General features: G+C 47.7%; 22 protein-coding genes, 1 tRNA gene and 1 riboswitch. Of the genes, 17 read left to right on the top strand and 6 right to left on the bottom strand.

Annotated features, from left to right (window positions below):
• Positions 1–229 precede the first annotated feature (229 nt).
• The 3 genes from WG89_RS03255 to WG89_RS03245 form a co-directional block, all read right to left on the bottom strand.
• Positions 230–1,666, bottom strand: a complete 1,437-nt coding sequence (locus tag WG89_RS03255; protein ID WP_153301403.1) for a hypothetical protein — start codon at positions 1,664–1,666, stop codon at positions 230–232.
• Between the two features lie 149 nt (positions 1,667–1,815).
• Entirely contained in the window at positions 1,816–2,196 is a 381-nt protein-coding gene (locus WG89_RS03250) for an SET domain-containing protein (protein WP_062261188.1), read from the bottom strand.
• Between the two features lie 181 nt (positions 2,197–2,377).
• Positions 2,378–4,204: a DEAD/DEAH box helicase gene (locus WG89_RS03245; RefSeq protein ID WP_062261193.1), complete on the bottom strand. Its 1,827-nt coding sequence runs from the start codon at positions 4,202–4,204 to the stop codon at positions 2,378–2,380.
• Positions 4,205–5,129: 925 nt separating this feature from the next.
• Here WG89_RS03245 and WG89_RS03240 point away from each other — a divergent pair.
• Both WG89_RS03240 and WG89_RS03235 read left to right on the top strand, forming a co-directional pair.
• Positions 5,130–6,161 carry a hypothetical protein gene (locus WG89_RS03240; RefSeq protein WP_062261185.1) on the top strand — a complete coding sequence of 344 codons (1,032 nt, stop codon included), beginning with the start codon at positions 5,130–5,132 and terminating at the stop codon, positions 6,159–6,161.
• Between the two features lie 69 nt (positions 6,162–6,230).
• On the top strand, positions 6,231–6,443 hold the full coding sequence (locus WG89_RS03235; protein WP_062261181.1) for a hypothetical protein: 213 nt from the start codon (positions 6,231–6,233) through the stop codon (positions 6,441–6,443).
• Here WG89_RS03235 and WG89_RS03230 read toward each other — a convergent pair.
• Together WG89_RS03230 and moaA are read right to left on the bottom strand one after the other, a co-directional pair.
• Positions 6,434–7,009, bottom strand: a complete 576-nt coding sequence (locus WG89_RS03230; RefSeq protein ID WP_062261178.1) for a lysophospholipid acyltransferase family protein — start codon at positions 7,007–7,009, stop codon at positions 6,434–6,436. The two genes, WG89_RS03235 and WG89_RS03230, sit on opposite strands and share 10 nt — an antisense overlap.
• Positions 7,010–7,172: 163 nt before the next feature.
• Positions 7,173–8,153: a GTP 3',8-cyclase MoaA gene (gene moaA / locus WG89_RS03225; protein WP_062261174.1), complete on the bottom strand. Its 981-nt coding sequence runs from the start codon at positions 8,151–8,153 to the stop codon at positions 7,173–7,175.
• Positions 8,142–8,307: riboswitch (molybdenum cofactor riboswitch) on the bottom strand. (Overlaps the previous gene by 12 nt.)
• A 206-nt stretch (positions 8,308–8,513) precedes the next feature.
• On the opposite strand from moaA, the gene WG89_RS31065 reads away from it, so the two are divergent.
• The 5 genes from WG89_RS31065 (at position 8,514) to WG89_RS03200 (ending at position 12,739) form a co-directional block, all read left to right on the top strand.
• Positions 8,514–8,717 (top strand): hypothetical protein, encoded by a 204-nt coding sequence (locus WG89_RS31065; RefSeq protein WP_062261171.1) that lies wholly within the window; start codon positions 8,514–8,516, stop codon positions 8,715–8,717.
• A 102-nt stretch (positions 8,718–8,819) separates the two neighbouring features.
• Positions 8,820–9,371 (top strand): molybdopterin-guanine dinucleotide biosynthesis protein B, encoded by a 552-nt coding sequence (mobB, locus tag WG89_RS03215; protein ID WP_062261168.1) that lies wholly within the window; start codon positions 8,820–8,822, stop codon positions 9,369–9,371.
• Positions 9,368–10,606: a molybdopterin molybdotransferase MoeA gene (gene moeA, locus WG89_RS03210; protein ID WP_062261165.1), complete on the top strand. Its 1,239-nt coding sequence runs from the start codon at positions 9,368–9,370 to the stop codon at positions 10,604–10,606. The genes mobB and moeA overlap by 4 nt, the downstream gene beginning before the upstream one ends.
• A gap of 161 nt (positions 10,607–10,767) precedes the next feature.
• The gene (locus WG89_RS03205; protein WP_062261162.1) at positions 10,768–11,937 is read left to right on the top strand and encodes a Na/Pi symporter; all 1,170 of its coding nucleotides are present in this window, start codon (positions 10,768–10,770) and stop codon (positions 11,935–11,937) included.
• 142 nt (positions 11,938–12,079) lie between these two features.
• Positions 12,080–12,739, top strand: coding sequence for an energy transducer TonB (locus tag WG89_RS03200; protein ID WP_062261158.1), 660 nt, complete (start codon positions 12,080–12,082; stop codon positions 12,737–12,739).
• Here WG89_RS03200 and WG89_RS03195 read toward each other — a convergent pair.
• Entirely contained in the window at positions 12,736–13,629 is an 894-nt protein-coding gene (locus WG89_RS03195; RefSeq protein ID WP_062261155.1) for a LysR family transcriptional regulator, read from the bottom strand. The genes WG89_RS03200 and WG89_RS03195 overlap by 4 nt on opposite strands.
• Before the next feature lie 132 nt (positions 13,630–13,761).
• Between WG89_RS03195 and WG89_RS03190 the strand changes: the two genes are divergently transcribed.
• From WG89_RS03190 to WG89_RS32845, 10 genes are all read left to right on the top strand, one after another.
• Positions 13,762–15,810, top strand: coding sequence for an alkyl/aryl-sulfatase (locus tag WG89_RS03190; RefSeq protein WP_062261153.1), 2,049 nt, complete (start codon positions 13,762–13,764; stop codon positions 15,808–15,810).
• A 73-nt stretch (positions 15,811–15,883) separates the two neighbouring features.
• A complete protein-coding gene (locus WG89_RS03185) occupies positions 15,884–16,645 on the top strand; it encodes a hypothetical protein (protein ID WP_062261150.1) in 762 nt (253 codons plus the stop codon).
• A gap of 120 nt (positions 16,646–16,765) precedes the next feature.
• Positions 16,766–17,665, top strand: a complete 900-nt coding sequence (locus WG89_RS03180) for a DMT family transporter (protein WP_079253627.1) — start codon at positions 16,766–16,768, stop codon at positions 17,663–17,665.
• 202 nt (positions 17,666–17,867) lie between these two features.
• Positions 17,868–19,481, top strand: coding sequence for an esterase-like activity of phytase family protein (locus WG89_RS03175; protein ID WP_172806695.1), 1,614 nt, complete (start codon positions 17,868–17,870; stop codon positions 19,479–19,481).
• 327 nt (positions 19,482–19,808) lie between these two features.
• Positions 19,809–21,512 (top strand): type IV-A pilus assembly ATPase PilB, encoded by a 1,704-nt coding sequence (pilB, locus tag WG89_RS03170; protein ID WP_062261139.1) that lies wholly within the window; start codon positions 19,809–19,811, stop codon positions 21,510–21,512.
• 174 nt (positions 21,513–21,686) lie between these two features.
• A tRNA-Thr gene (locus WG89_RS03165) sits at positions 21,687–21,762 on the top strand.
• Positions 21,763–21,980: 218 nt separating this feature from the next.
• Positions 21,981–22,424: a terminase small subunit gene (locus tag WG89_RS03160; RefSeq protein WP_245662863.1), complete on the top strand. Its 444-nt coding sequence runs from the start codon at positions 21,981–21,983 to the stop codon at positions 22,422–22,424.
• A gap of 196 nt (positions 22,425–22,620) precedes the next feature.
• Positions 22,621–23,406 (top strand): hypothetical protein, encoded by a 786-nt coding sequence (locus tag WG89_RS03155; protein ID WP_062261133.1) that lies wholly within the window; start codon positions 22,621–22,623, stop codon positions 23,404–23,406.
• Positions 23,407–23,522: 116 nt separating this feature from the next.
• The gene (locus WG89_RS03150) at positions 23,523–23,786 is read left to right on the top strand and encodes a helix-turn-helix transcriptional regulator (protein ID WP_062261130.1); all 264 of its coding nucleotides are present in this window, start codon (positions 23,523–23,525) and stop codon (positions 23,784–23,786) included.
• A gap of 230 nt (positions 23,787–24,016) precedes the next feature.
• A partial coding sequence (locus WG89_RS32845) for a transposase family protein (protein WP_172806694.1) occupies positions 24,017–24,173 on the top strand: 157 nt, incomplete at its 3' end.

The raw sequence follows: 24,173 nt of genomic DNA, 5'->3' as shown, positions 1-24,173 counted from the left end.
CAGGGAACGGTATTTGAAGTGGCTGAGGGTTAGCTCAATCCAACGGTAACATTCGTCCTTGGAGTCCCAGCCGGGCTCCAGACAGTCTGCTTGTGAAAGGAGGCTTCTTACATCCTCCAGGGTTTTGATGAAATGGGTGTTCATGATGATTTTCATATCCTCATCATGAACGACAGTGCTGAAGTCGGCTCATTTCATGTTAGAAACCAGCCCCTTCTTCAGGCTCATTTCATATTGGAAGAGACTCACTCTGCTCATGAACCCCCATAAGATGGTAAAATGAAGGGACTTTCTCATAGATTTTGTACAACCCACTGCCCAGCCAGTGCCAGAGCCAGTTCTGACCAGCCAGAGACTCATTGTATTCAGCATCATTCGCGATCGAATCATAAGTGCTATAGAGATAAGCTCCAGAGGCTGTCAGAATTGTTTTAGCTGCAAACGACAAGCCTTTATGTTTTGGCTGATACAAAAGCCCCTCACTCATTGTTATACCGAAAAGAACTGCCAGAACAGTAATGCCCACCGTGGCACCATTATCGGTGTAACTTTGAGTGGCCAAGTTATAAAGCCACTCCGGAAACTCATCCAGGTGTGAAACAAAAATCATAACAACCAGAGGTTCCATCACTTTTTCGACATCAACTATTGCATCCATACTGTCTCTGCGAGAGGCAGGGTTCTTCATGCATCTGCTGATACCTTTTTTTGTCAGGTAAAAGCCACCGTCATAGACGACTGCTCCAACTAGAGCGGCACCTCCAGCCATAGTTCTGTAATTAAGAAGTCCACCGGTTCCTCCAACACTATTCCCGGTATAATTCAGAACATCGGCAATTCTTCCCAGCCCTTCCGTTGTAACCGGAACCACAACCAGTGAAATGGCCTCTGATTTAACCTGGCCTAAATGAGTATGAGCAAGTGCTTTTTGAGTGAAATGATGGCTCATTACCCCAGCGCCCGCATCCATAATAAAATACTGCCAGGTATCACAAATGTCCTTCCAGAATAATTTCATATCCTCATCATCATCAGGATTATCTCTTTCTCTGCTTAGACTTGAATCCATTGCCATATTCACAAAGCCATCGGTCGTTAATACCAGCAGTCCTGCATTTAGAAATGAAGCCAGGGCATTGGCTCTTGTCTTGGTTTCATCAAAACTGTTTATTTCAAGATCATTGCCTGAATGAAAAATAACAACACCGGCTGCCGAATATTTTAAAATCGATTTCCATATTCCATCTTTTTTGATCTGATCGATAACCGTATTGACAACCAAGTCACCAGCGGATGCCACTGGCGCAATGAGAAGGCACATCTCTTCAGGCTCTTCGGCTACAATGCTCACCGGAAGGTGTACTGCAGTATGGGCTAACATCTCCGGAAAAAACTTCCTTCGCCTTACACCTTCACCGTGCGAGTCAAGTATTTCATCCAATGGTTCAGCCAACTTTTGACAGACTTTATAATAAGAAACAGTCTTTGCGGCAGTAGTAATTAGAGTCACGCTCATTTCAGCTGGCGCTGAGTATGCCGAATGCATTGAATACTCCGCTGCATCATACTCTTCTTTAGAAGTGACTTCTGAATAAGAAACTTTTGAAAAAGCTGCAAGCGCTAACAATAAAATAAAAGATGAAAAATGATTTAGTATTCTGTTCATTACTATTTCCCAAACCGCATCCGGAGGAGATTAGTAATAAATCCAAAAAAAACAAACCATTTAGTTAACCAAAAAACGAACGTATATTTACTTCAAATTTGATTAATCATTCATAAAATACTGAGCACTTACTCATTAAAAAATTAAATTCACTCCTCCCATTTAATGCCATCCCAAAGAGGCGACTGATCATTAGGAGAGCCATTATAATTAATAGTAATCTCTTCATTTGACCGAATTTTTTTAATGGCAATAAATTCAATAACCCTGTCATCCATATCAAACCGATAGAGAGCATTAGGTGTATAAGAGTGGTTATAAATGGATCCCAACCCCAATGCAATGGCCGCTGAATCCAGTTCTTCTCCCCAGGAAAAGTAATAATTATATATTTCAGTTTGATCAATATGCTCGACATCTTCAGGAGGCAGTTCAAGCACCGGGCATCGTTCGATGACAGTATCTCTGTCAATTTTTTTACTGGTAAAGACGCCTCGCCCTTTCGAACCGGATTGTGACACATACAACATCAACGAGACCTCCTTTTTTATTATTACCTGGCAGTGTACCGTGAAAATCATTTCATGCCCAAGTGGGTGGAAATGATTTCTTCGGCCAGTGCTATTTGGTTCCTTCTCGCATTACTCTACATAAAAAAAAAGCAGAAGTACCAGACTTCTGCTTTTTCTTAATCAATGGTTCTGTTCAGACTTAAGCGTCTCTGCGCGGCCTGCGTGAACCCTGACGTTTGTCTCCACCACGGTTGTCACGATCTCTTTTGAAACCTTCTCCGTCACGGCCACGGCCACGACGAGGACGGAAGTTCTCACGACGACCATCATCAACCCAGACCTTCAGGTCCAGCGCCTTGTTTCGAACCTTAACGTTCTTCAGAGAATCCAGAGTGGAAGCATCCACACCTTCTGGCAGATAGATAGAAGAACAGGTATCAAACAGACGGATATGACCAATGTTCTTGCCAGAAATATTACTTTCATTGGCAATAGCACCCACCAGATCTCCCGGTGTAATGCCCTGATCACGACCAACGTCTACACGGTAACGAACCATGCCTTCATTGTCTTCTTTACGGTCACGACGTGGACGGGCACCACGCTCGCCTCTTTCGCCGCGATCACGGTCATTGCGCTCACGGTCATTGCGCTCACGACGTTCACGCTGAGGACGTTCAGGTTCTTTGCCATCCGGGAATGGACGATCTTTCTGAGCCATAAAGCAGAGCGCAGCAGCCATGTCTTCATGGCTCAGTGCGTGCTCAGTTTCCAGTTCAGCGATAACACCACGGAAAGCATCCAGTTCTTCACCCAGTTCCAGGGTTTTAACCACCTCTTCCTTGAAGGCACGGATGCGCATATCACGCACGTCACGCATAGACGGCAGACGCATGGTTTCAATACGCTGGCGAGTAGCATGCTCAATAGAACGCAGCATCCGACGCTCACGGTGAGTAGCGAACAGAATAGCCACACCCTGACGTCCAGCACGGCCGGTACGACCAATACGGTGAACATAAGCTTCTGTGTCGTAAGGAATGTCGTAGTTCACTACGTGAGACATACGCTCTACATCCAGACCACGTGCTGCAACATCCGTTGCAATCAGAATGTCCAGAGAACCTTTCTTGAGTCGGTCTACCACCTTCTCACGCAGACCCTGGCTCATATCACCATTCAGAGCTGCGGCAGCAAAACCACGAGCTTCGAGCTTTTCAGCAAGCTCTACGGTAGCTGTCTTGGTGCGCACGAAAATAATCATGGCATCAAAAGGTTCAACTTCCAGAATACGTGTCAACGCATCCAGCTTGTGGAAACCGCTGACCATGCAGACCTTCTGGGTAATCGTGTCAACAGTGGCAGTCTTGGCCTTGATTTCAACCGTGGCAGGATTCTTCAGGTGCGTGTCAGCAATCTTGCGAATCTGTCGAGGCATAGTGGCAGAGAACAGGGCAACCTGACGCTCTTCAGGCGTCTGTTCCATGATCCATTCAATGTCATCAACAAAGCCCATACGCAGCATTTCGTCCGCTTCATCCAGCACGACCGCTTTCAGGGAATCCAGCTTCAGACTTTCTCTGCGAAGATGGTCCATAACTCGACCAGGAGTACCCACAATCACGTGTGCACCACGCTTGAGGCCTCTCAGCTGACCACGCATATCCTGACCACCGTAGACAGGCAGTACATGGAAACCGGGCATATGACGGGCATAACGTTGGAAAGCTTCAGCCACCTGAATAGCCAGCTCACGTGTAGGAGTCAGAACCAGAACCTGTGGCTCACTGGAACTAAGGTCCAGCTTGGACAGCATAGGCAGGGCGAAAGCCGCTGTTTTACCGGTACCGGTCTGAGCCAGTCCCAGCAGGTCGCGACCTTCAAGAATTTGGGGAATACTCTGAGCCTGGATAGGAGAAGGCGTTTCATAGCCGACATCCTGAACTGCCTTGATCACCGCCGGAGAAAGGGGCAGTTCAGCAAAGGTAATCATTGACTCAGTAGGGGTTGTGTCGTTCTCAGACATCAAGTGCTCCGAAAAATTAGGCATTGATACGATCAGTGCTCTCCCTGTAGACACTCTGACTGGCAGCCGGAAGCAGATTCCGGTCTTAAGCCGTGAGCAATCATCCGGGGGTCAGTCGCACGCAGAAAGTCGGTAGTAATGTTCAGCAGAACAGGACAGGCTCCCGTGATCAGCCAAGCTATTGATTAACTTGAACAATTCAGTGGGATCGGTGACCGCTCTTTCCGGACCTTGCGACTTGAGCTGGCAATAGCAAGCTCCCATGCACACTGATCCACCGCACGATCCTTTTCGTAACGTGCAGTGATTATTGACCATGTTCTGGCCGCCAGGTTCATTAACAAATGGCGGCCTTTCCACTCATGGCAGTTTGGTGTCCATGACTTCGTTGAAGATCTCGAAAGAACTGGCAGGATCGGCATCCGATGAGAATTCACTAATTCAAGCCGATCACAGAGGTAAACGGAGTACCCGGACATCTTGAGAGGCCGCCAGTTTCAGCGGCTCTCCCATAAAAGGCCGGTCATTCTATCGCTATTTGTTCAACATAGATAGCTGTATTTCAAACGTACAGGCTGTTTTTAGCCGACGCGCAGCAGGGGTTTATGGCTACAACTCTTTATGAAGATGCAGCTCTATCATCATTTGTGACTACTTCCTTGTTCCGCGGTGAGCTGCAATCTATCCATAAGATGCGGATTAATCAGCTTAATTCCTGACGATGCCGTTATTTTGATTAATGTGGACGATACATTTAATGGCTTGATACCAGCAACTCCAGAGTTTGCATAAAGCCTAAAAGCTTATGTTCTTGCTGGAGGAGCCAATGCAGGAAGCCGGGAGCCTGTCAGATCCCGGAAAGAACTTTTTCAGAGCTGCCTTGTCTATTAAGTCAACTCGATAAATAAAGAAAGGACAACTTTGCATGGATCGCAAAAGTAATACGCTTGGCTGGTTCATACTCAGCTGTTTTTTGCTCTCCGCCCTCATGGGCACCAGTACACTCAGGGCTGAGTCCGTATTTCGCCCTCACGTGCCTGATTTTTATCAGCACCAGCAGAGTGGCCCTGAACGTTTTAATCCTCCGGGTAGTCCTCCACTTCCCCTTTCTCCTGGCTATGATAATGGCGAGTGGCATGAAGCAGATGGTGGTTACTGTATGTATACGGCTCTGACCAATGCGTTCTATGCTCTGGAAAAACAGTTTGGCCTCATGCTGTTTGACTTCACTCAGCTCGGTACCAGACATAAAAACAGAAGCTGGCTGGAAAGGGCCATCTACCTGCTGGAAGATATGGTTATCTGGAGTACTCAGAGCCCGAGCCCCATGCTCGAAAACTATGTTGAAAGAGCCTCTCTGAAAAGCTCGGTATCACAGTGTTGCTATAACAGTTTCTATACCCAGAACTCATGTGTTATGGCCTTCCAGCGTCAGAGCTCATTTCGCTCCCCTGAACGGCTTGACTTTAAACCCGCAGGCAATAAGCAACTCAAGATACAAGCACTGAGATACATAGATCTCCTTTTAGAGGAGCACGATTACATCAATCGTCAATTGGGGTTGCCTGATGACAACAACAGAAATCTGTACACAATGTATTCCGCTATCCATCAGGTCATGATGGAAACCAACCATGTGGTTATCATCGTCCTGAAAGGCTGGGGGGATTACTGGTGGGCAGGCAGCTTTCATGCGGTCACTGTAGCGGGTATTGAGAATGATCATGGTCAACACCTCATCTGGGTATCTGACCCGGACAATACAATGAACGGCTCTGGGTGGGGGTATCCCTTAAGCGGCAATCAGACTCTCCCGATCGGAGCAGAACACTATGACCCGCTGGAAGTCCTCCCGGAGGATGGCAGAACCATCATGTCCGGTCCTTACGAAGGAGCAGAGATTGACAAGATTTTCATACTGACTGTCGACGAGAGCTCCCAGGAGGCTGACCGCTAAGGTAATAGCACCGTGAAACTTACAAGAGTATTCTTTACCTGACCCTTCAGGCTTAATTCATCTGTAATCATGGCTTCCGTCGATATTGACCCCGAGTGCAAGCAACTCATCAAGCTAGCCGCAGAGATTCTGAAAGGCTCCCAACGTAGTGCTTTTATGGCAGAAGTGGCTTCCCCCAAGCTGGAGCAGGACATCTGTGCATTGGCTGATTCGGAAAGCCAGACTGACCCGCAGCAGAGTCGCTCATGGCTATTTACTATGAAAAACCTTTTTCAGAACTGATGCGGGATCTTTCCGGTCATTCCCTGATAGAAACCCTGAATCTCTTTCAGGTCATCTTTGTAGTTACCGGTAGGGTAGAACAAGGGCCCAAAGCCACCTTCTTTGACTTTAAAATCCAGAAAGCCCAATGCGATGGGGACGCCTGCACCGGCTGCCACATGATAAAAGCCACTTTTCCACTGGCCAACCTTGCTTCGTGTGCCTTCTGGTGGAATGGTCACAATCAGATCTTCAGAGGTATTAAAACGGTCAACAATTTGCTGCACCAGACCGGTATTCTTGCTTCGCTCTACCGGAATGCCGCCCATCCAACGCATGATAGGGCCCAGAGGTCCTTTGAAGAGACTGTTCTTACCCATCCAGGAGATTTTGATACCAAATTTGAAGGCAATAGCCATCACCAGTACAAAGTCCCAATTACTGGTATGGGGCGCAGCGATGACAACATACTTTCTGGCTTCTGGCTTTTTACCAGAGAGCTTCCAGCCAGTCAGCTTAAGACCAACCGTAGAGATAAAACGAAAGAGGGTATTAACAAGAGGGGTATCAAAGATCGTATGAGTCATCAGGAAGGTTACCGCAGACAGTCAGATGCAGACTGGCCAAATACTCACAACTAATAAAAAGTCATCAGGCCAATCTTCGGGCGGCATTATACCCACCTTAAACAGAATGTATACGGCGGTATTTATATTTCACCGGCAGTACTTCCTGGAAGCTTTCCACCCATTAGCCACCAATCTGGGCAAGATTATGAGTACCACCGGTATAGCCCTGGTCCAGAAAGTGACCATCCACTTTCAGTCTGAGCACAGAACGTATTTCCTGAATCAACGCTTCCTGCTGAGAGTCATCCTGCAATAAATGACGCAGGTCGTGACCGGACTCCGAGAACAGGCACAGTTGCAAATGCCCCTGACTACTGACCCTCAGACGATTGCAGTCTTTACAGAAATCTCTTGAGTAAGGCGTAATCAGACCAATTCGTCCCTGATAGTCAGGATGACAGTACTCATAAGCCGGACCAGCATCTTTTTTTCGGGTCATTCTGACCCAGCCCTGAGATAACAGTTGATCCCTGATCTGCTGTCCTGGCACATGATACTGATTAAAAAAACTTCCATTGTCGCCTGTCTGCATCAGTTCAATAAAGCGCATGCTGATCGGCTGATGTTTGATCCAATCCAGAAACGCACCCAACTGGATATCATTAACATCTTTCATCAATACCGCATTCACCTTAATGGAAGGCAGTCCATGAGCAAATGCTTTTTCGATACCGGCCAGTATTTCCTGTAAACGATCATGTCCGGTGATTGCTTCAAAAGCTCTCGGATCAAGACTGTCAATGCTGACGTTGAGCTGATCCACACCGGCTGCCAGCCAGGACTCAACTCTCTGGTCCATCTTGTAGCCATTCGTAGTCATGGCCACTTTTTTGATGCCCGGGGTGGATTTGATGGTGCTGACAATTTCATTGAAATCATTACGCAGAGTGGGCTCTCCGCCGGTCAGGCGAATCTTTTCAACACCTACTGCCGCAAAAGCCGCCACCAGTCGTCTTATTTCAGAGACATTGAGTGACTGCTTGTGATGGTGCTCTTCACAGCCATCAGGAAGACAGTAGTTACAACTGAAGTTACACAGGTCTGTCAGAGACAGCCTGAGATAGGGAAACGTTCGTCCCTGAGGATCATGTAGTGGTCGCATCTCACACCTTTCCAAACACGGGAGGCCCAGACATTTCTGTATGAACCCTGGCAACCCATCGGATAACATCTTAAGGGTTACGGCTACACAACCATGCCTTCAGGATTACTACCTGATTCAGAGGCTGGTTGAAACGTAGGGGTCGAGTAAAAAATTCAGTAGAGCGAGTCAGATTCATCGATCAATTTGTGCGAATAGTTCATCTATTTAATCAAATTGATCGATGAATCTGGCCGGTCTTTCTGGATTTTTTGCCGATCCATTACGTTTCAACCAGCCTCTTTGGGTTAGGTTGCGAAGCTCGGCGCTTAATTCATTTTGAATTGGCTCACATCCTAACGCCAACCCAGGCAAATAGCCATGTCCAAAAGGACGATTTTTAATGGCATAAATACTGCCATTACCGCGCCATTGCGGAACATTCTAAAGCTAATGCTCACCCTGTCTGCACGACTGTTTTCTCTGGAAGAAAGACTTATAGCAGGCATCACTTTACTTGATAACAAAGAATCATTGAGTAGCGATGGATACTCCAATAGACTTCTGCGCACGAAACAGCCATGAGCTAATGACAGCCACGAGCGAATGACATCCCCCAATAGTCGCTCAGGGCAATGAACATTTTTTGACGACCTGTGTTTACAACAAAGAGTACTGGGAATGCCCATGCCAACCCCCTCTCTGCAATCCTTCCCTTTGCCTGTGATTGGGCTTGCAGCATACAGCGGTACCGGTAAAACCACTCTATTGGAAAAACTGATTCCATGGCTGGGAGCAAAAGGGCTAAGGCTTGGCGTTGTTAAAGCATCACATCACAGCGTAGATCCGGACACTCCGGGAAAAGACAGTCATCGACTCAGGCAGGCAGGCAGCTGTCAGCTGGTACTCAGTACTCCTGAAAGGTCCATTTGTTATACCGAGAAATCAGAGTCGTCTGACCCTGACCTTATCAATGAGCTGCAATTGCTCGACTGCAACCGCCTTGATCTGGTGATTGTTGAAGGTTTCAGAGATGCGGACTTCCCGAAAATTGAGTTGCATCGTTGCGGGCTGGATCGCCCCCTGCTCTACCCGGAAGATCCCAACATTATTGCCATAGCCTGGGACAAGCCGTTAGAGGATGAGCCCGGAATTCCCCAGCTGAACCTCAATCAGCCGGAACAAATTGCTGAATTCATCTATTGCTTTAAAAACCGTTTCAAGGAGATTTCCCAATGACAGACTGCTGCTCTGCACCCGGGTTGATGCCATTGCATGAAGGGCTGACAAGATTACTGACGGAAACCCCTGTCATTACAGATTCAGAAACCGTTGCCCTGCCTGACTGTCTTGATCGCGTGCTGGCTAACGATGTGGTGTCACCCGTGAATGTTCCATCTCATGACAATTCGGCTATGGACGGATATGCCTTTCGCTTCAGCGACCTTGAGCATCATGAAGTATTGCCTCTTGCAGGTCAGTCTCTGGCAGGGCATCCCTATCAGGGCGATCTGCCTGCAGGTCACTGCATAAGAATCATGACCGGCGCCTCTATTCCCGAAGGTGCTGATACCGTCATCATGCAGGAACAGACAGAGAAGACTGAACAAGGCATTATTTTTACCAAAAAGCCTGGCAGTAAAGGCAACAATGTTCGTTTAGCCGGTGAAGATATCACCAGAGGCTGTCAGGTCTTTCAGAAAGGACATGTCATCAAAGCTCAGGATGTCGGTCTGCTCGCATCTCTGGGAGTGGCCAATATTCCCGTGACACGCCGTATTAAAGTAGCGCTCTTTTCAACCGGCGATGAACTGAAGCTGCCGGGAGAGTCTCTGGGACAAGGCGAGATATACGACAGCAATAGGTTTGCAGTCGCTGCCATGCTGAAACGTCTGGGCGCTGAGATCATTGATCTTGGCAAGATCAGAGATGACAAGTCTGCCATCAGGGAAGCTTTTCTTGAAGCCGACCGCCAGGCAGATGCCGTGATTACCTCGGGAGGGGTTTCAGTCGGTGACGCAGACTTTGTCAAAGATATTCTCAATGAAATAGGCCATACTTCCTTCTGGAAACTGGCCATCAAACCCGGCAAGCCGTTTGCGTTTGGTAAGCTTCCCAATAGCGTGTTCTTCGGACTTCCCGGGAACCCGGTTTCTGCCACGGTGACCTTTCAACAACTGGCGGCACCCGCTTTACGCCATATGATGGGGGCTGAACGACTCCCTGCCAGCGAACTACCAGCAATATGTCGCACTCCTCTCAAGAAGCAACCCGGCCGCCTGGAATTCCAGAGGGGAATTCTCTCAACCAACGAGAAAGGCGAAGCTGAAGTCGTCACCACAGGCAGTCAGGGGTCGGGCATACTCCGATCCATGAGCATGGCCAACTGTTACATTGTTTTGCCTGCTTCTCAGGGCAATGTCGATGCAGGAGAAGTCGTCAAAGTGCAGATGTTTGACAAACCCCTTATGTAGTAAGCCTACTGTCTCAATGGGCACAGAAGTAATAGCCGCTACCGGGACAGTTGAGGTCTTTTTTAAATATTTCAGAAAAATGTCACATCTGTAATATTACTGAAACAAAAGACCTATATTTTCGCCACCATCTTTATTCACACAGCACCAAGGTGCAGAAAATGTCTGAAGCAACAAGTAAAGCCAGCAGCAAAGCTGACTACAAACTAACCAGCAAACACTATGGACGAATCTGGATGAGGGTTCTCCTCTGGATTTATGCCCTGCTGGTTGCAGTCAGCGTTGTTGGCTCAGGCTTTAAAATGGCCGTAGGCGGTGCAGAAGCTGCTGCCGAACTGTTCAGCTTTGCCAACAATACCGTTCTGGCACTGATTGCTGGTACCCTCGCAACAGCGCTGGTTCAGTCATCCAGTACAGTGACCTCCGTCATTGTAGGCCTGGTAGCTGGCGGCCTGCCCGTAGAAATGGCAATCCCCATGATCATGGGTGCCAACATTGGTACCACCATCACCAATACTCTGGTTAGCCTGGGTCATATTGGTTGTGACAAGTCCTTCAAGCGTGCCTTTGCTGCTTCGACCGTTCATGACTTCTTTAACTATCTGGCGGTTCTGATCATCCTGCCTCTGGAACTGATGACAGGCTTCCTGAGTGGACTTTCCCAGCATGTAGCCGCCGCTATGGTAGGTGGATCCTCTGTCGATATGGGCAGCTTGAATTTCGTCAAGCCCCTGACCAAGCCAGCCGTAAACATTGTTAAGGAATTCGCGGGCCTATTACCCGATTCCACACTGGGTGGCCTGACTATGATCGCCATCGGTATCTTCCTGATCTTCAGTTCTGTGGTAAGACTGGGCAAGCTGCTGAAGAAGGTTATGGTAGGCCGTGCCAAAGATGTTCTGCACAAGTCCATTGGCCGTGGTCCTGTTTCCGGTATCGCTTCCGGTACTGTCATGACCGTCATGGTTCAGTCTTCTTCTACCACCACCAGCCTGATGGTGCCTCTGGTAGGCAGTGGCGTGTTCACAGTACGTCAGATGTACCCTGTAACCCTGGGTGCCAACATTGGTACGACCATCACCGCCCTGCTGTCTGCAACGGCCATTGTCGGTGCCGAAGCCACCCATGCAATGACCATTGCACTGGTACACTTGTTCTTCAACCTGTTTGCCGTAGGCATCATCTATGGCATCAAGTGGCTGCGTGAGATCCCACTCTATGCTGCAGAAAGGTTGTCTGACCTGGCCACAAAGAATCGCGCATACGCATTCCTTTACCTGCTGCTGGCCTTCTTCGTCATACCGGGCCTTGGCATTTTCATAGCCCGGTAAAGCTGCCTGAACTGTTGAAAAAGCCCTGCTTCTGCCAGGGCTTTTTTTATGGGCCATGATAGAGCTGCTATGCTCTCTGGGTTGCCAATCAAGGAACGGGACTCCCGCTATCAGGCATTTAGTTTTCCCCCTGGCCCTTTCAGTGATTTTCCATGCCTCACTTCTGGGCTTTGCCGGAGGTGACCGAGTGGCGGCACCAAAAAAACCAGGAATCCAAATCAAACTGGTCTCCCATCAAACTTCTTTAACCCTTCCTTCTGAAGAAAAAGATACCCAACAGGATCAGACCGAAGAGCCTGAAATCGAAAGGCCAGAGGAAATAGAAGAGACAGAAGAGCAGCAAAGCGTTGAAAAGAAAGAGGCTATTGTTACCAAAAGCAGCCAGAAAGTGATTCAAAAAGAGCCATCGGAAACTAAAAAAGAGAGACAAATAAAGCCACCAAAACCTCCCGCCTCGGTGACCAGTTTGCCCATTCAAGGAGTGCCCGAAGATCAGCTGAGTGCATCCGAAAGCAACAATAATGACTCGGATGAATTTCAACAGTGGACTGCTCAGCTCCAATACCGTATCAACAGAAACAAAACTTACCCCTATCAGGCTAAAAGAAGACGTCTGGAAGGAGAAGTCAAAATGGAAGCTGAAATCAATCCTGATGGCACTCTGGCCAAAGCCCGAATGCTGGCAGGCAAAAAAGCTTTTGAAACCAGCAGCCTCAAAGCTATTGAGCGCTCACTGCCTCTCCCCCCACCTAACAAAAAATCAGTGACCGTGATTTTCTCTATTCATTACCGATTGCTTTAACCTACCAACTCCTGAAGCTTTCTTCTCAGCCATTGATGAGCAGCATGATCATTACTGCGCTTATGCCAGAGCATTCGATGTGCGACAGGCTCAAAGGTAAAAGGTGGCGTTAATATCTGCAGGCCAAAACTATCCGCATACTCTTCCGCCAGAGACATGGTCGTTGCCCCAATACAATGACTTTTGGCCAACAAGGCCATCATTGATAATAATGAGTGGCATTCCCCGGCAATAACTCTCTGCTCCAACCCTTCTCTGGCAATATAGTCAGCCAGATATTGATTGGAGCGCCTGAGTTGTATCGTTATATGCTTCTCGGAATAATATTGCTGCTCAGTGATTTCCCCATGAATTCTAGGGTGATTGTGAGAACACACCAACACCAGCTGATCAAGAAACAATGGCTTTGATTCATAAGATTGACTGTTCAGTTCACCTACATCGATCGCCAGATCGGCTTTCTGCAAGCTCAGTTGATGAAGCAGCTGCTCTTCATCGTTGGGCGTTAAATGAAACTCAATGCTGCACTGCCCCATGGATAGGTCGTTCTCAACACGGGGCAATAATCGTTGCAGCATAGGTTCATTGGCAAATACCCGGAACTGATGAGGAGAATGCACGTCAAACGTCTTCAGGTTTTCCAGAGCTGAATAAACACTGCCAAACGCGGGCTCAATATCTTCAGCCAAACGAACAGCGTGATGAGTAGGGGAAATCCCCCTGCCGTCCCTGACAAACAACTCCACATCCAGCTGTTCCTGCAGTCTTTTTAATACTCCACTGACACCAGGCTGGGTCATCTCCAGGGCATCGGCTGCCAGGGTAATGGAGCCCTGCTGATACACTTCCAGAAAAACTTCCAACATTTTCAGGTCAAACTTCTTTTCCACTGCTGACTCCCGGCACTCATCAATGGGTGCGATGTATCAAATCAAGTGACGTTTATTTTTCCGAAATCGACGCACTCATACACTGGCCTCAAGTCATAGACACCTTATTCCACGAAATGACAGGAGCGCCACATGCATCACCCTTCAAAAGCTCGAAAGACAATCATAGCCCTGGCCACCATGATGGCCATATCTACACAGGCATTTGCTAGCCACCATGATGCAATCACTCTGGACGCAAAGGGCAAGCCAGCCACCAAGCAGACTATTGAAGCCAATAACGCCTTCAGCAAAACATTGAACTGGCAGGATCGTGATGCCTTCAAACGTAACCAGGTCGGGTTGATCAAACCTCTTTCCTGGAGCGCTGCCAACATCATGCGCAACGACTACGACTTTATTGATCAGGAGGCCGTCGCCGATACAGTAAACCCTTCACTCTATCGTCAGGCACAGTTGAATAACACGGCTGCCGGTCTCTATGAAGTCACTGAAGGCATCTATCAGGTCAGGGGCACAGACCTCTCCAACATTACCTTTATCCGGGGGGAATCCGGCTGGATTGTTTACGATGTCCTGCTTACACGTCAGGCGGCAGAGATCTCCACAAGGTTCTTTCTGAATCATGTGCCAGAAGGGGGAGACCTTCCCATCGTGGCCATGATTTATTCCCACAGTCATGCCGATCACTTTGGCGGTTCCAGAGCCATCAAGAACCTGTTCCCAGAGGTCAAGGTCTATGCCCCCAACAACATGACCAAAGAGACAGTGGATGAAAACGTATTAGCAGGTAATGCCATGTCACGAAGAGCGGCATATCAATACGGCTCTACTTTAACGCCCAGTGAGCAGGGGCTGATTGATGCAGGGTTAGGTAAAGCCATGTCCACCAGCTCATCCGAGTACGGCAAGGGAGAGATCACTTATGTTGAACCTGACTACAGCCTCAACCAGAAGAGTAAGTTTGAAACCCTGACCATTGACGGTGTTGAGATGACTTTCATCGATACCGCCGGCACAGAAGCGCCCGCAGGCATGGCCACCTATATCCCGTCACGTCAGGCCCTGTGGACTGGAGAGATGATGTACCACGGCATGCACAACATCTACACACTGCGCGGTGCCAAAGTTCGGGACGCTCTCAAGTGGTCCAAGGACATTAACGCCATGATCAATGCCTGGGGCTCTGACATCCAGGTGTTGTTTGGCTCTCACTCTTCTCCGGTCTGGGGCAATCAGTCAGTCAATGACTTCATGAAACTGCAGCGGGACAACTATGGCATTGTTCACAACCAGACCCTGAGACTGGCCAATAACGGTGTAGTTTTGCAGGACATTGGTGATGCAGTTGTGGATGCGTTACCCGAATCAATCCAGAAGTCCTGGCACACCAATGGCTACCACGGTTCCTACAGCCATAATGCTAAAGCCGTGTACAACATGTACCTGGGCTACTTTGACATGAATCCTGCCAACCTCAACCCACTGCCTACTTTGGAAGAAGCGGTTAAGTTTGTGGAATATATGGGTGGCGTCGAAACCATAGTCGCCAAGGCTCAAAAAGACTTTGAGAAAGGCGAGTACCGATTTGTAGCCACAGTTCTCAACAAAGCGGTTAAAGCAGAGCCTGACAACAAAGCTGCACGACAGCTGCTGGCTGATACTTATGAGCAATTGGGTTATCAATCAGAGACTATGGGCTGGCGTAACACTTATCTTTCCGGAGCACAAGAACTGCGAATTGGCACTCAGCCCGGCACACCAAAAACCGCTTCTCCGGATGTGCTTGCGGAAATGACTATGGGCAGTTTGCTGGACTACATGGCAGTGAAGGTTGACTCCACGATCGCCCAGTACAAACCATTCACGTTGAACATTGTTCTTCCGGATATTGATGAAACCTACTTTGTAGAAATGTCCAATGGCAACCTGAACAATGGACAGGTTCAGGAAACTCACTCTGCTGACTCCACGCTCTACATCAACAAAAGTGATGTAACTGACATCCTGCTGAAGAGAACGACTCTGAAAGCATTGTTTGAGAAAGGGCAGGCTGGGCTCAAAGGGGACTGTGAAGTGATTGGCAAACTGCAGAGTTCCATGACGGCCTTCAACCCGACCTTCGAAATTGTTCCAAGACCGGATCAGGGACAAACCGTAGACGCCCACCTTTATAACTGATAACGGCCCATAGCCCAAAGGACTCCCATGCATGCAATGGGAGTCCCCGTCGCTTTATTGCTTTCAGAAGACTATGAATAACATTAAAACCGAACTGCCCGGCGCTTTGCTTGTTGCTTGCTGCTCTGTCTCTATAGCCACTTCAGCCAACGAAGTTCAGGACATGTCCGACCCTCTTGCCGTATATACACAGACAGGCGCTGGTGTCACCAACAAAGGTATGAATATCAAAGTGGGTCTGGCCTATGACACAGGCACAGTGGATAGCATGGCCATGAACATTATTGAGATTAAAGGGTTAGGAGCTGACCTATTGGGACTGGATGGGGATGACTCATTAGACAGCTTGAGATTTCGGAATTTCAAGCTGGTCACTACGAATGGCCGGGGTACTCAGATTGATATCAATTGGAATTTCGATACCGGCTCTGGCAACGCCTCTTACAGTTTTATCCAGGCATTGCCTGCAATGGTCGCCGTCCAGCTCTATCCATTAGCGGGTATTGGTTTAACAGTGAGTGATTCCGCTGAAATAAGGGGGCAGCAAAGTGATATTGGCAGCGTAGGGTATGCGATGCCCTCAACTTATGCTGTGATAGGCACCTACGCCAAAATAACCCTGACAGAAAAAGTCTGGTTAAACTACAACCCCATGTACATCTCAACACTGAACGACAATGAATACATGTCCGATCGAATGGATGGCTTCCACCATGAACTGGTTGCCAGTTACCAGATGAATCCTTATCAGAATGTAAGGCTGTTTGGGAACTACTCAGCTACTGAAGTCAATGACAGCTGGGACTGGAGAGTCGAATTCAACCACCAGTTTTAAGTGCTTTAGAGCCCATGATCCGCCATTAAAAGTCAACAGCCTGATAACTCCTCATTACAAAACCAATATCCCGGCTATACAATCAGGCTGTTTTTTTATTCTCCGGGACTTCATTGCAAAATGTCACGATCAATCCAGGCTGACGCCGTAATGTTGCTGGTAACTTTACTGGCAGCCAGTGGCTGGATATTTACCAAACTGGCTCTTGAAGGTTTGCCTCCAATAGCTTTCCTGGCATTGCGCTTTCTGGGTTCCTTTTTCCTGCTGATTATTTTCTGCTGGCATACTCTTTTCCGACTCAATCAAAAACAGTGGCAATATGCTCTCACGGTCGGACTGGTGCAAGGCATCACCATGATGATCTGGATACTGGCCATTAACGGTGCCGACCAGGTGAGCGAAGGCGCATTTATTACCAGTATGCTAACCATTATTGCGCCCATCATTGGCTGGTTGTTCTTCAGCAGCCATCTGAAAACTGAGACCCTTCTGGCTCTGCCTTTTGCTCTTGCCGGAATGGCTTTGCTGGCACTGGATGGTAATTGGCAGTTTGAACCGGCCCAGCTTCTGTTTCTGATTTCTGCCTTCGGCTTTGCCCTGCATATCAATCTGACCAACTACCTGGGCCAGAACTTTCCATCCCTTCCTTTTACTACGATCCAGATGGGCATGGTGGGCATACTGGCCTCTCTGGTTTCATTTTTTACAGAATCCTGGCCTGAGAGTGTCAGCTCTTCATCCTGGGGTTGGCTGCTGGCCTCCATATTTCTGGCTACAGGCTTTCGATACACCCTGCAAACCTGGGGTATAAAAAACTCCACAGCGGGCAGTGCAGCCCTGATTATGACCCTCGAACCGGTGTGGACAGCTATGATGAGCCTCTATTGGCTGGGAGAAACCATGGACAAGCAGGCATTGGCGGGTTGCGTACTGATTCTTGCATCCTTAGTGGTAAGCCGCTGGCAAGTTATCAAGCATCAGACCTACGGCGGGAAGCGAAGACTCAAACCTCAGTCATAGGCATTGGGAGGCGCCAGACACAGGCTCTGGCAGTCTCCCTAAAATCGACCATATCCTGACTTAACTATCAGATTTTTAAATACTTTCTTCTTTGAACTGACACTTTAAAACCATCTTTAGCCCAGGATCACTTAAAAATACATCCGCAATGAAAAATTATGGCTATCTTTATGGGGTTGTTTCATTTCAGGTGTTGTTATCAATGATGAAAAGAAGAAGTGCCCTGGTTGGGTCAGCGCTTTGTTTCATTCTTGCGGCTCCCGGCTGGTCTGCAGAGTCCCCAGGAAAAGTAGCCCCTCTGAAAGGCGTAAAATATTTGGGCAGCCATTTAGTGCCTTCAGACGCCCAAAAAAAGGTCACCCATATTACCGGTGCTCATTTCGTTCCTGCCGGAAATGATTCAACAGGAGCACTCTATCTGCTCTCTGGTGATGCTGGCGCAGGTTTTACAGGCAGTAATGGTTGGGGCGTCTATTCCAAGCCCAGATATTACAAAGTTGATCTGAGCAGGGTAACACTGAATCCTCAGACCTCTAATGACTACGAATTCTTACCCAGCGAAGTGTCTGAGAATCAAATTATTGAAGGTAGGAACGCCCAGGCCTACCCTCTCTGGTTGAACGATGGTCATATTGCTCCCAGTGGGATCACTATGACCAAAGACGGAAAATTGCTGATTTCCTCTAGTCATAGTGAAAGAGACTTTACTGGTGTCATAGACTACCGGGCTCTTGATATACCTGCCTATGCGGGCTATGGCTACAAACATGCTAATCGTGATGAGACCAGCATGGCCACCCGGAACAATGGTTTCTTGAAGGCCTGGTATGATGCTCACGATCTTTTCCCAGTCCCCCTTCTGGATCTTGTTCCAGCGGCCTTCCTGCATATATTCCGGGAAATACCCTTGCAGCTCTCCAAAGGTTTTCACTGGTATGATGTCGGTCTGTCATCAAAATTCCTTCTGACTAATAGTGATGACCAAAGAGCAGGACAGGTCGACGGTGCCTTCAAACTGCCTAAACATTATGAAAACAATAACTGGATTCCATTCCACAGAGGATTAAACGGTATTCAAAAAGGACTCGGTGTAAAAAGTCTTGATAATATCCCCGGCAGCTATAACTACGTTTCTGCAACTGCGGGAGCACTGGTTCAGGATGCAACCAAGTGGACTGTCAGAGGCATTGTCCCACCAGCCAGGGTAGTGACTTTTACTACTGAGCAACTGGCCACTGGCGGCCAGCTTCTTGCCAGACAATACCAGAACAGTGACGAGCTTCCCGCTAGAGGTGAAGTATCAACTCTGTCTGAAAAACTCTACAACTTCTCTCTCCTGACGCTAAAGCCAGAAGTTAGAAAGCAGCTCAAGAGCGATCCCATTCGTACAATCAGTGATATTGCTGTTCTTAATAACAAACAGGCCCTGTTCCTTGAGAAGACAGAACTGCCCTACCAAGGGACTCTTTCCCGCTTTATCACTCGTGTTTATCTTGTGGACCTGACCAGCGGTAAAGACTTTAAGGGTAAGGAGATGTTTGTTGACAATGAGCTCAACGATGTCTTCATGACGACACCTGCCGATTTTATGTCCAAATCCTTGGTCTTTGACAGCACTCATCGCGACTCACAAAATCTGATTCCTAATAGCCCCGAGTTCAACTTCCACCAAACAGGGTTTGAAGCAATCGCCCTGGGTCCTGATACTACAATGGGAGAGAAAACATTCATGCTGGTCAGTTACGATGATGGGGAACCAAAGGGCTGGAATGCTTCGACTCGCCTTCTGCATTTCACCTTACCTCCAAGACAATAAAAAGACTGACATACAGACCTTGTCTCACACACTGAGACAAGGTCTTAGAGTTTGAAATGATAGACAGCGCAATCAACATGGACTGACACCTGATGTTGCCTGTCCGTAAACCATTATCCTCTCGGATAATGGTTTTTTTTATTACCTGAATAACACCTTCCTCTTTTTTCTCAAGTGGACGATATCACCCAAAAAATCTTCTTTCAGGAAAGTTGAATTCGAGATCATCGACACTTTCTGAAATATCCGGTTTAAGCTCACGTCTTAGTACTGATATAGTAGAAATCAGAGAACAGATTCAAATATATAAAAACGGACAGACAAGGCATGGCCGATAAACCTCTGACAGGACTCGCTGCTCGACTGGTTGTCGACCAGCTATTAGACGAAGAAACACTCCGCTCCGCACTCTCACAGGCTGAAAAAGCCAAACAACCCCTTTCCACTTACCTGATCACCGAAAAGTTACTCAACGCCAAAGACGTTGCTCTGGCCACGGCTGAAGAGTTCGGAATGCCAGTTCTGGATCTGAACGCCTACGATCCGGAAAATGCTCCAAAGGATCTGATCCCGGAAAAGCTGATTCGCAAGCATAAGCTGATCCCGCTGATGAAGCGGGGAACCCGCTTGTTTGTCGGTATCGTTGACCCCAGTGATCATACAGCGATCGATGAAATTCGTTTCAGTACTGGCCTTATGGTGGACTCCGTCCTGGTCGAAGAAGACAAGCTGGAAGGCTTTATCGATAAATTACTGGATGGCGGTGATGACGCCCTCTCCAATTTTGATGATGATGAGTTTGGCAATCTTGAAGATCTTGAAATCGGTGCAGTAGAAGACGCCGATGAGGAAGAAGGTGGTACAGACGATGACGCTCCGGTCGTTAAATTCGTCAACAAAATGCTGCTGACAGCCATCAAAACCGGTGCATCTGACCTTCACTTTGAGCCTTATGAAAAAACTTACCGGGTTCGTTTTCGTACCGACGGTGTTCTCCACGAAACCGCTAAGCCCCCTTCAGGTCTGGCCCCAAGAATCGCGTCCCGTCTGAAGATTATGTCGGCAATGGATATTTCAGAACGCCGCAAGCCCCAGGATGGCCGTATTAAAATGCGTCTATCCAAAAGCAAATCCATCGACTTTCGTGTCAACACTTTGCCCACACTCTGGGGAGAGAAAATCGTACTGCGGATACTGGATCCATCCAGTGCCAAAATGGGTATCGACGCCCTGGGTTATGAAGAGGCCCAAAAAGAGATGTACATGGATGCGCTTCACCAGCCTCAGGGGATGATTCTGGTTACCGGACCTACAGGTTCTGGTAAAACGGTTTCTCTTTATACCGGTCTGAACATTCTGAACACCGCCGAAAGAAATATTTCCACGGCAGAGGATCCCGTTGAAATCAACCTGGAGGGGATTAACCAGGTCAACGTGAACCCGAAACAAGGCATGGATTTCTCCCAGGCTCTGAGAGCCTTCCTTCGTCAAGATCCTGACATCATCATGGTAGGTGAGATTCGAGATCTGGAAACGGCCAACATTGCTATCAAGGCGGCCCAGACCGGTCACATGGTAATGTCCACCCTTCACACCAACAGTGCGCCTGAAACCCTGACCCGTTTGCAAAATATGGGGGTTCCCTCATTCAACATTGCAACCTCAGTCAGCCTGATCATCGCCCAGCGTCTTGCCCGACGTTTATGCAGTAACTGTAAGGAAGAAAAAGACATTCCCAGGGAAACACTTCTGGAAGAAGGTTTCAGTGAAGAGCAGATCAAGGATGCCATTATTTTTGGCCCCAAAGGTTGTGATCAATGCAGTAAGGGATACAAGGGACGGGTCGGTATTTATGAAGTGGTAAAGGTCACACCGGCTTTGCAGCAAATCATTATGGAGGAAGGTAACTCATTGCAGATTGCCGAGATCGCCCAGAAAGAAGGCTTCAATAACTTGCGTCAATCGGGTCTGTTGAAAGTTCTTCAGGGTGTCACCAGCCTCGAAGAAGCCAACCGGGTCACTCTGGAATAATTCAGAAGAAAAAAGACAAACTGGGGAATGATCTCATTGCCGGATTATTCTCCAGACCGGCCGGTTAGCAAGGCCTCAGAAACCTTGCTTTTATAATAAAAAAATAGACCTACATTTTGGCCATTTTTCAAAACAATACCTAATATTGAAAGTTCCTGAATTTCAGGTGGATGTGCCGATGTAGCACAACTGGTAGTGCAGCGCATTCGTAATGCGAAGGTTGGAGGTTCAAGTCCTCTCATCGGCACCAGTAAATTCAATGGGTTACGACCTGCAATAAAACTCAGAAAAACTATCACCTCTTATTTTCCACTACATTTCCACTACGCCGTTAGAGTGTAGTCTCCATAAGTAATTTGACCAGCCAGGCAACTACTCGACCAAAGAATCCTGTCTGTCACTGCTAAGCAGTGATGCTCAAATATTTGATGATATAATCGTTCAAAATACGATCAGGGAATGATTGTGATGAATGATAAACAGCGTCGTTTCGTGGATGAATATCTTACCGATCTGAATGCCACCAGAGCTGCCATTGCTGCCGGATACAGTGAAAAGACAGCCCGAAGCCAAGGGAGTCGCCTGTTGACAAATGCTGACATCTCGCAGGCCATTCAGGAACAGCAGGAAACCCTGAGTACAGAACTTCAGATCACTGCTCAGACTAAGCGTAAGCTCCTTTGGGATATTGCAACGTTCTGTAGTCAGACAGTTGCAGGGCCTGATGGCGAACAGCGTATGCGCGATCCCAGATCCGCAACTTCAGCTATCGCCGAACTGAACAAAATGGATGGTGCATACTCAAAGACAGGCAATGACATACCCCAGATTACCTTCATCCAGCAGTTTGGTGATGATTGTAACGGACTAAAGAGTCAAGCTTTTACGGTTACTGACCAGATCGAAGAATAAAAGAGAAGGGGGGAGAGTCCCAGGGGGGGGCTGGACATGGAGTCCCATGCATAGCAGCTTAACGGTATACCCCTTGTACCCACACAAATGTGATTTTTTTACGCCTGTAGATGTTTGTTGCTCTTGGTCATTGCAGCCCCCTTCTACATCATGACAACTTTGCTCTTGATGGTGCATATAACATAGGGGAGGCAAGATGAACGAACAGTGGAAAGACTGTACAACACCTATTTATGAGATGGAGTTTGAGGAAGAAGAGGCTGCTTTTTGGCTTGCAGATGCGGGTGGTGTCTCTGATTTTGGAACAATTAACTGCCTGCGTGATGAGTTTGAAAAAAAAGTTCTGGACTCAGTAATCGGGGCAGAATCGTTCGAAGAAGCAATGGTCAATTATCCACAAGATGCTGACGATCAGTGGAAGCTGAAGCTGTTTGAAAAAGGCAAGAAAGCTGAAGAATACTTACTCCTGATCAGGCGTCGGGTTGATGAAGGGGTATTAGCTGTTGAAAGGCGGTTAACCCATAAAGATTGGGACGGAAAAGAGCATTATTGCAACTTCATTAACGGTGAAGAGCTACAAAAAATATGTTGCGAAATCAGCTATTTTCCCGAGATTTTGCTGCCAGTTGAAAGTTCTGTAATCTGTGACTACTTGCAGAAAATAAATATTCAGAAACAGCACCTTGAACAGGAGCTTGAGCAACAAAAAAACACGGTAACACGTCTGGAAAGTCAACTGGCTGAAGAAACTGCGTATCGAAACCCATCACACCCAAGTTACATAAATGAGCTTCATATCCAGATGGATGTCTGGTGGCAGTTTAAAGATGATCGTTCAAATCTCTTAAAATCACCCAAAGAGAAAATCGAAGACTATTTGGCTGAAAAATATCCAGACATCAAGCCAGGCTCACGCCTGTATGAACGGATCATAGCCGCTAATAACTGGCAACCTCAGGGCGGAACCCCTGCCAGTTGTTAGAATAATTTATATAACCGTGTACGAGGTTTTGATCCTATGCGTGCACGGTTAATCATATGCTCATGTGTTTTTCTAAATAAGCAGTCTGGAAAAACAAGCACGGAGCATGACCTGGTATGGCAGATAAAACCAACAAACCACCCAAGCTAAAACGGGGGCTTAATGTCCCAGACGCCGCCCACTACTGTGGAGTGTCAGCAAATTACTTGAATCAGTTGCGATCAAAAGGCCAGATCAATGGCATTCAGGGCCCCTGCTTTCTCAAAATAGGTGATAAAAAAGTTATATATACCCTTGAAAGCCTTGATGCATGGCTGGATAGCTTTGTAGAAGCCCAGTCGCTGGCTGAGATGTCCCAGATCAAACAATCAATGAGATAACCGCATCTCTCCCATGCTGCTTGATTGCATGAGTTAACCTCTCCAGGAGGCTAAATGGTTAGCCTCCTGCCATCTCCATGACCTTACAACACTAAATGCTATGGAAACAAAACAAAGCCGTGTAGTGCGATATTACCCCAGGGCAATTGCATCAATCTGAACACTCGAAGATAAATTTCTTGTAAACTCTCTATCCAGTTTATTCGAGTCTCCTAGAGTAGTTCATCCGCATGGAAGCCAAGCAGTACCAGCCACTAGCTGATTTTTTAGCCAAAGTTCCTGATCCTCGCTGCCCCGGCATGTGTGATCACAACCTGCTCGATATACTTATCATTGCTGTATGCGCAGTCATATGTGGAGCGGACGAGTGGCAAGACATGGAGGATT

The organism is Endozoicomonas arenosclerae, assembly GCF_001562015.1.
Classification (GTDB): Bacteria; Pseudomonadota; Gammaproteobacteria; order Pseudomonadales; family Endozoicomonadaceae; genus Endozoicomonas_A; species Endozoicomonas_A arenosclerae.
Note: the sequence above shows the minus strand (reverse complement) of the source record. Positions and strands in the feature narration are given on the sequence as shown.

Excerpts from the sequence above, each read along its gene's own strand:
- WG89_RS03185 (WP_062261150.1), top strand. The coding sequence starts at position 15,884 with ATGAATAACATTAAAACCGAACTGCCCGGCGCTTTGCTTGTTGCTTGC.
- mobB (WP_062261168.1), top strand. The coding sequence starts at position 8,820 with ATGCCAACCCCCTCTCTGCAATCCTTCCCTTTGCCTGTGATTGGGCTT.
- moaA (WP_062261174.1), bottom strand. The coding sequence starts at position 8,153 with ATGCGACCACTACATGATCCTCAGGGACGAACGTTTCCCTATCTCAGG.
- WG89_RS03160 (WP_245662863.1), top strand. The coding sequence starts at position 21,981 with ATGAATGATAAACAGCGTCGTTTCGTGGATGAATATCTTACCGATCTG.
- WG89_RS03190 (WP_062261153.1), top strand. The coding sequence starts at position 13,762 with ATGCATCACCCTTCAAAAGCTCGAAAGACAATCATAGCCCTGGCCACC.
- WG89_RS03150 (WP_062261130.1), top strand. The coding sequence starts at position 23,523 with ATGGCAGATAAAACCAACAAACCACCCAAGCTAAAACGGGGGCTTAAT.
- WG89_RS03175 (WP_172806695.1), top strand. The coding sequence starts at position 17,868 with ATGATGAAAAGAAGAAGTGCCCTGGTTGGGTCAGCGCTTTGTTTCATT.
- moeA (WP_062261165.1), top strand. The coding sequence starts at position 9,368 with ATGACAGACTGCTGCTCTGCACCCGGGTTGATGCCATTGCATGAAGGG.
- WG89_RS03250 (WP_062261188.1), bottom strand. The coding sequence starts at position 2,196 with ATGTTGTATGTGTCACAATCCGGTTCGAAAGGGCGAGGCGTCTTTACC.
- WG89_RS03230 (WP_062261178.1), bottom strand. The coding sequence starts at position 7,009 with ATGACTCATACGATCTTTGATACCCCTCTTGTTAATACCCTCTTTCGT.
- WG89_RS03245 (WP_062261193.1), bottom strand. The coding sequence starts at position 4,204 with ATGTCTGAGAACGACACAACCCCTACTGAGTCAATGATTACCTTTGCT.
- WG89_RS03155 (WP_062261133.1), top strand. The coding sequence starts at position 22,621 with ATGAACGAACAGTGGAAAGACTGTACAACACCTATTTATGAGATGGAG.
- WG89_RS03180 (WP_079253627.1), top strand. The coding sequence starts at position 16,766 with ATGTCACGATCAATCCAGGCTGACGCCGTAATGTTGCTGGTAACTTTA.
- WG89_RS31065 (WP_062261171.1), top strand. The coding sequence starts at position 8,514 with ATGTCCAAAAGGACGATTTTTAATGGCATAAATACTGCCATTACCGCG.
- pilB (WP_062261139.1), top strand. The coding sequence starts at position 19,809 with ATGGCCGATAAACCTCTGACAGGACTCGCTGCTCGACTGGTTGTCGAC.
- WG89_RS03240 (WP_062261185.1), top strand. The coding sequence starts at position 5,130 with ATGGATCGCAAAAGTAATACGCTTGGCTGGTTCATACTCAGCTGTTTT.
- WG89_RS03235 (WP_062261181.1), top strand. The coding sequence starts at position 6,231 with ATGGCTTCCGTCGATATTGACCCCGAGTGCAAGCAACTCATCAAGCTA.
- WG89_RS03205 (WP_062261162.1), top strand. The coding sequence starts at position 10,768 with ATGTCTGAAGCAACAAGTAAAGCCAGCAGCAAAGCTGACTACAAACTA.
- WG89_RS03255 (WP_153301403.1), bottom strand. The coding sequence starts at position 1,666 with ATGAACAGAATACTAAATCATTTTTCATCTTTTATTTTATTGTTAGCG.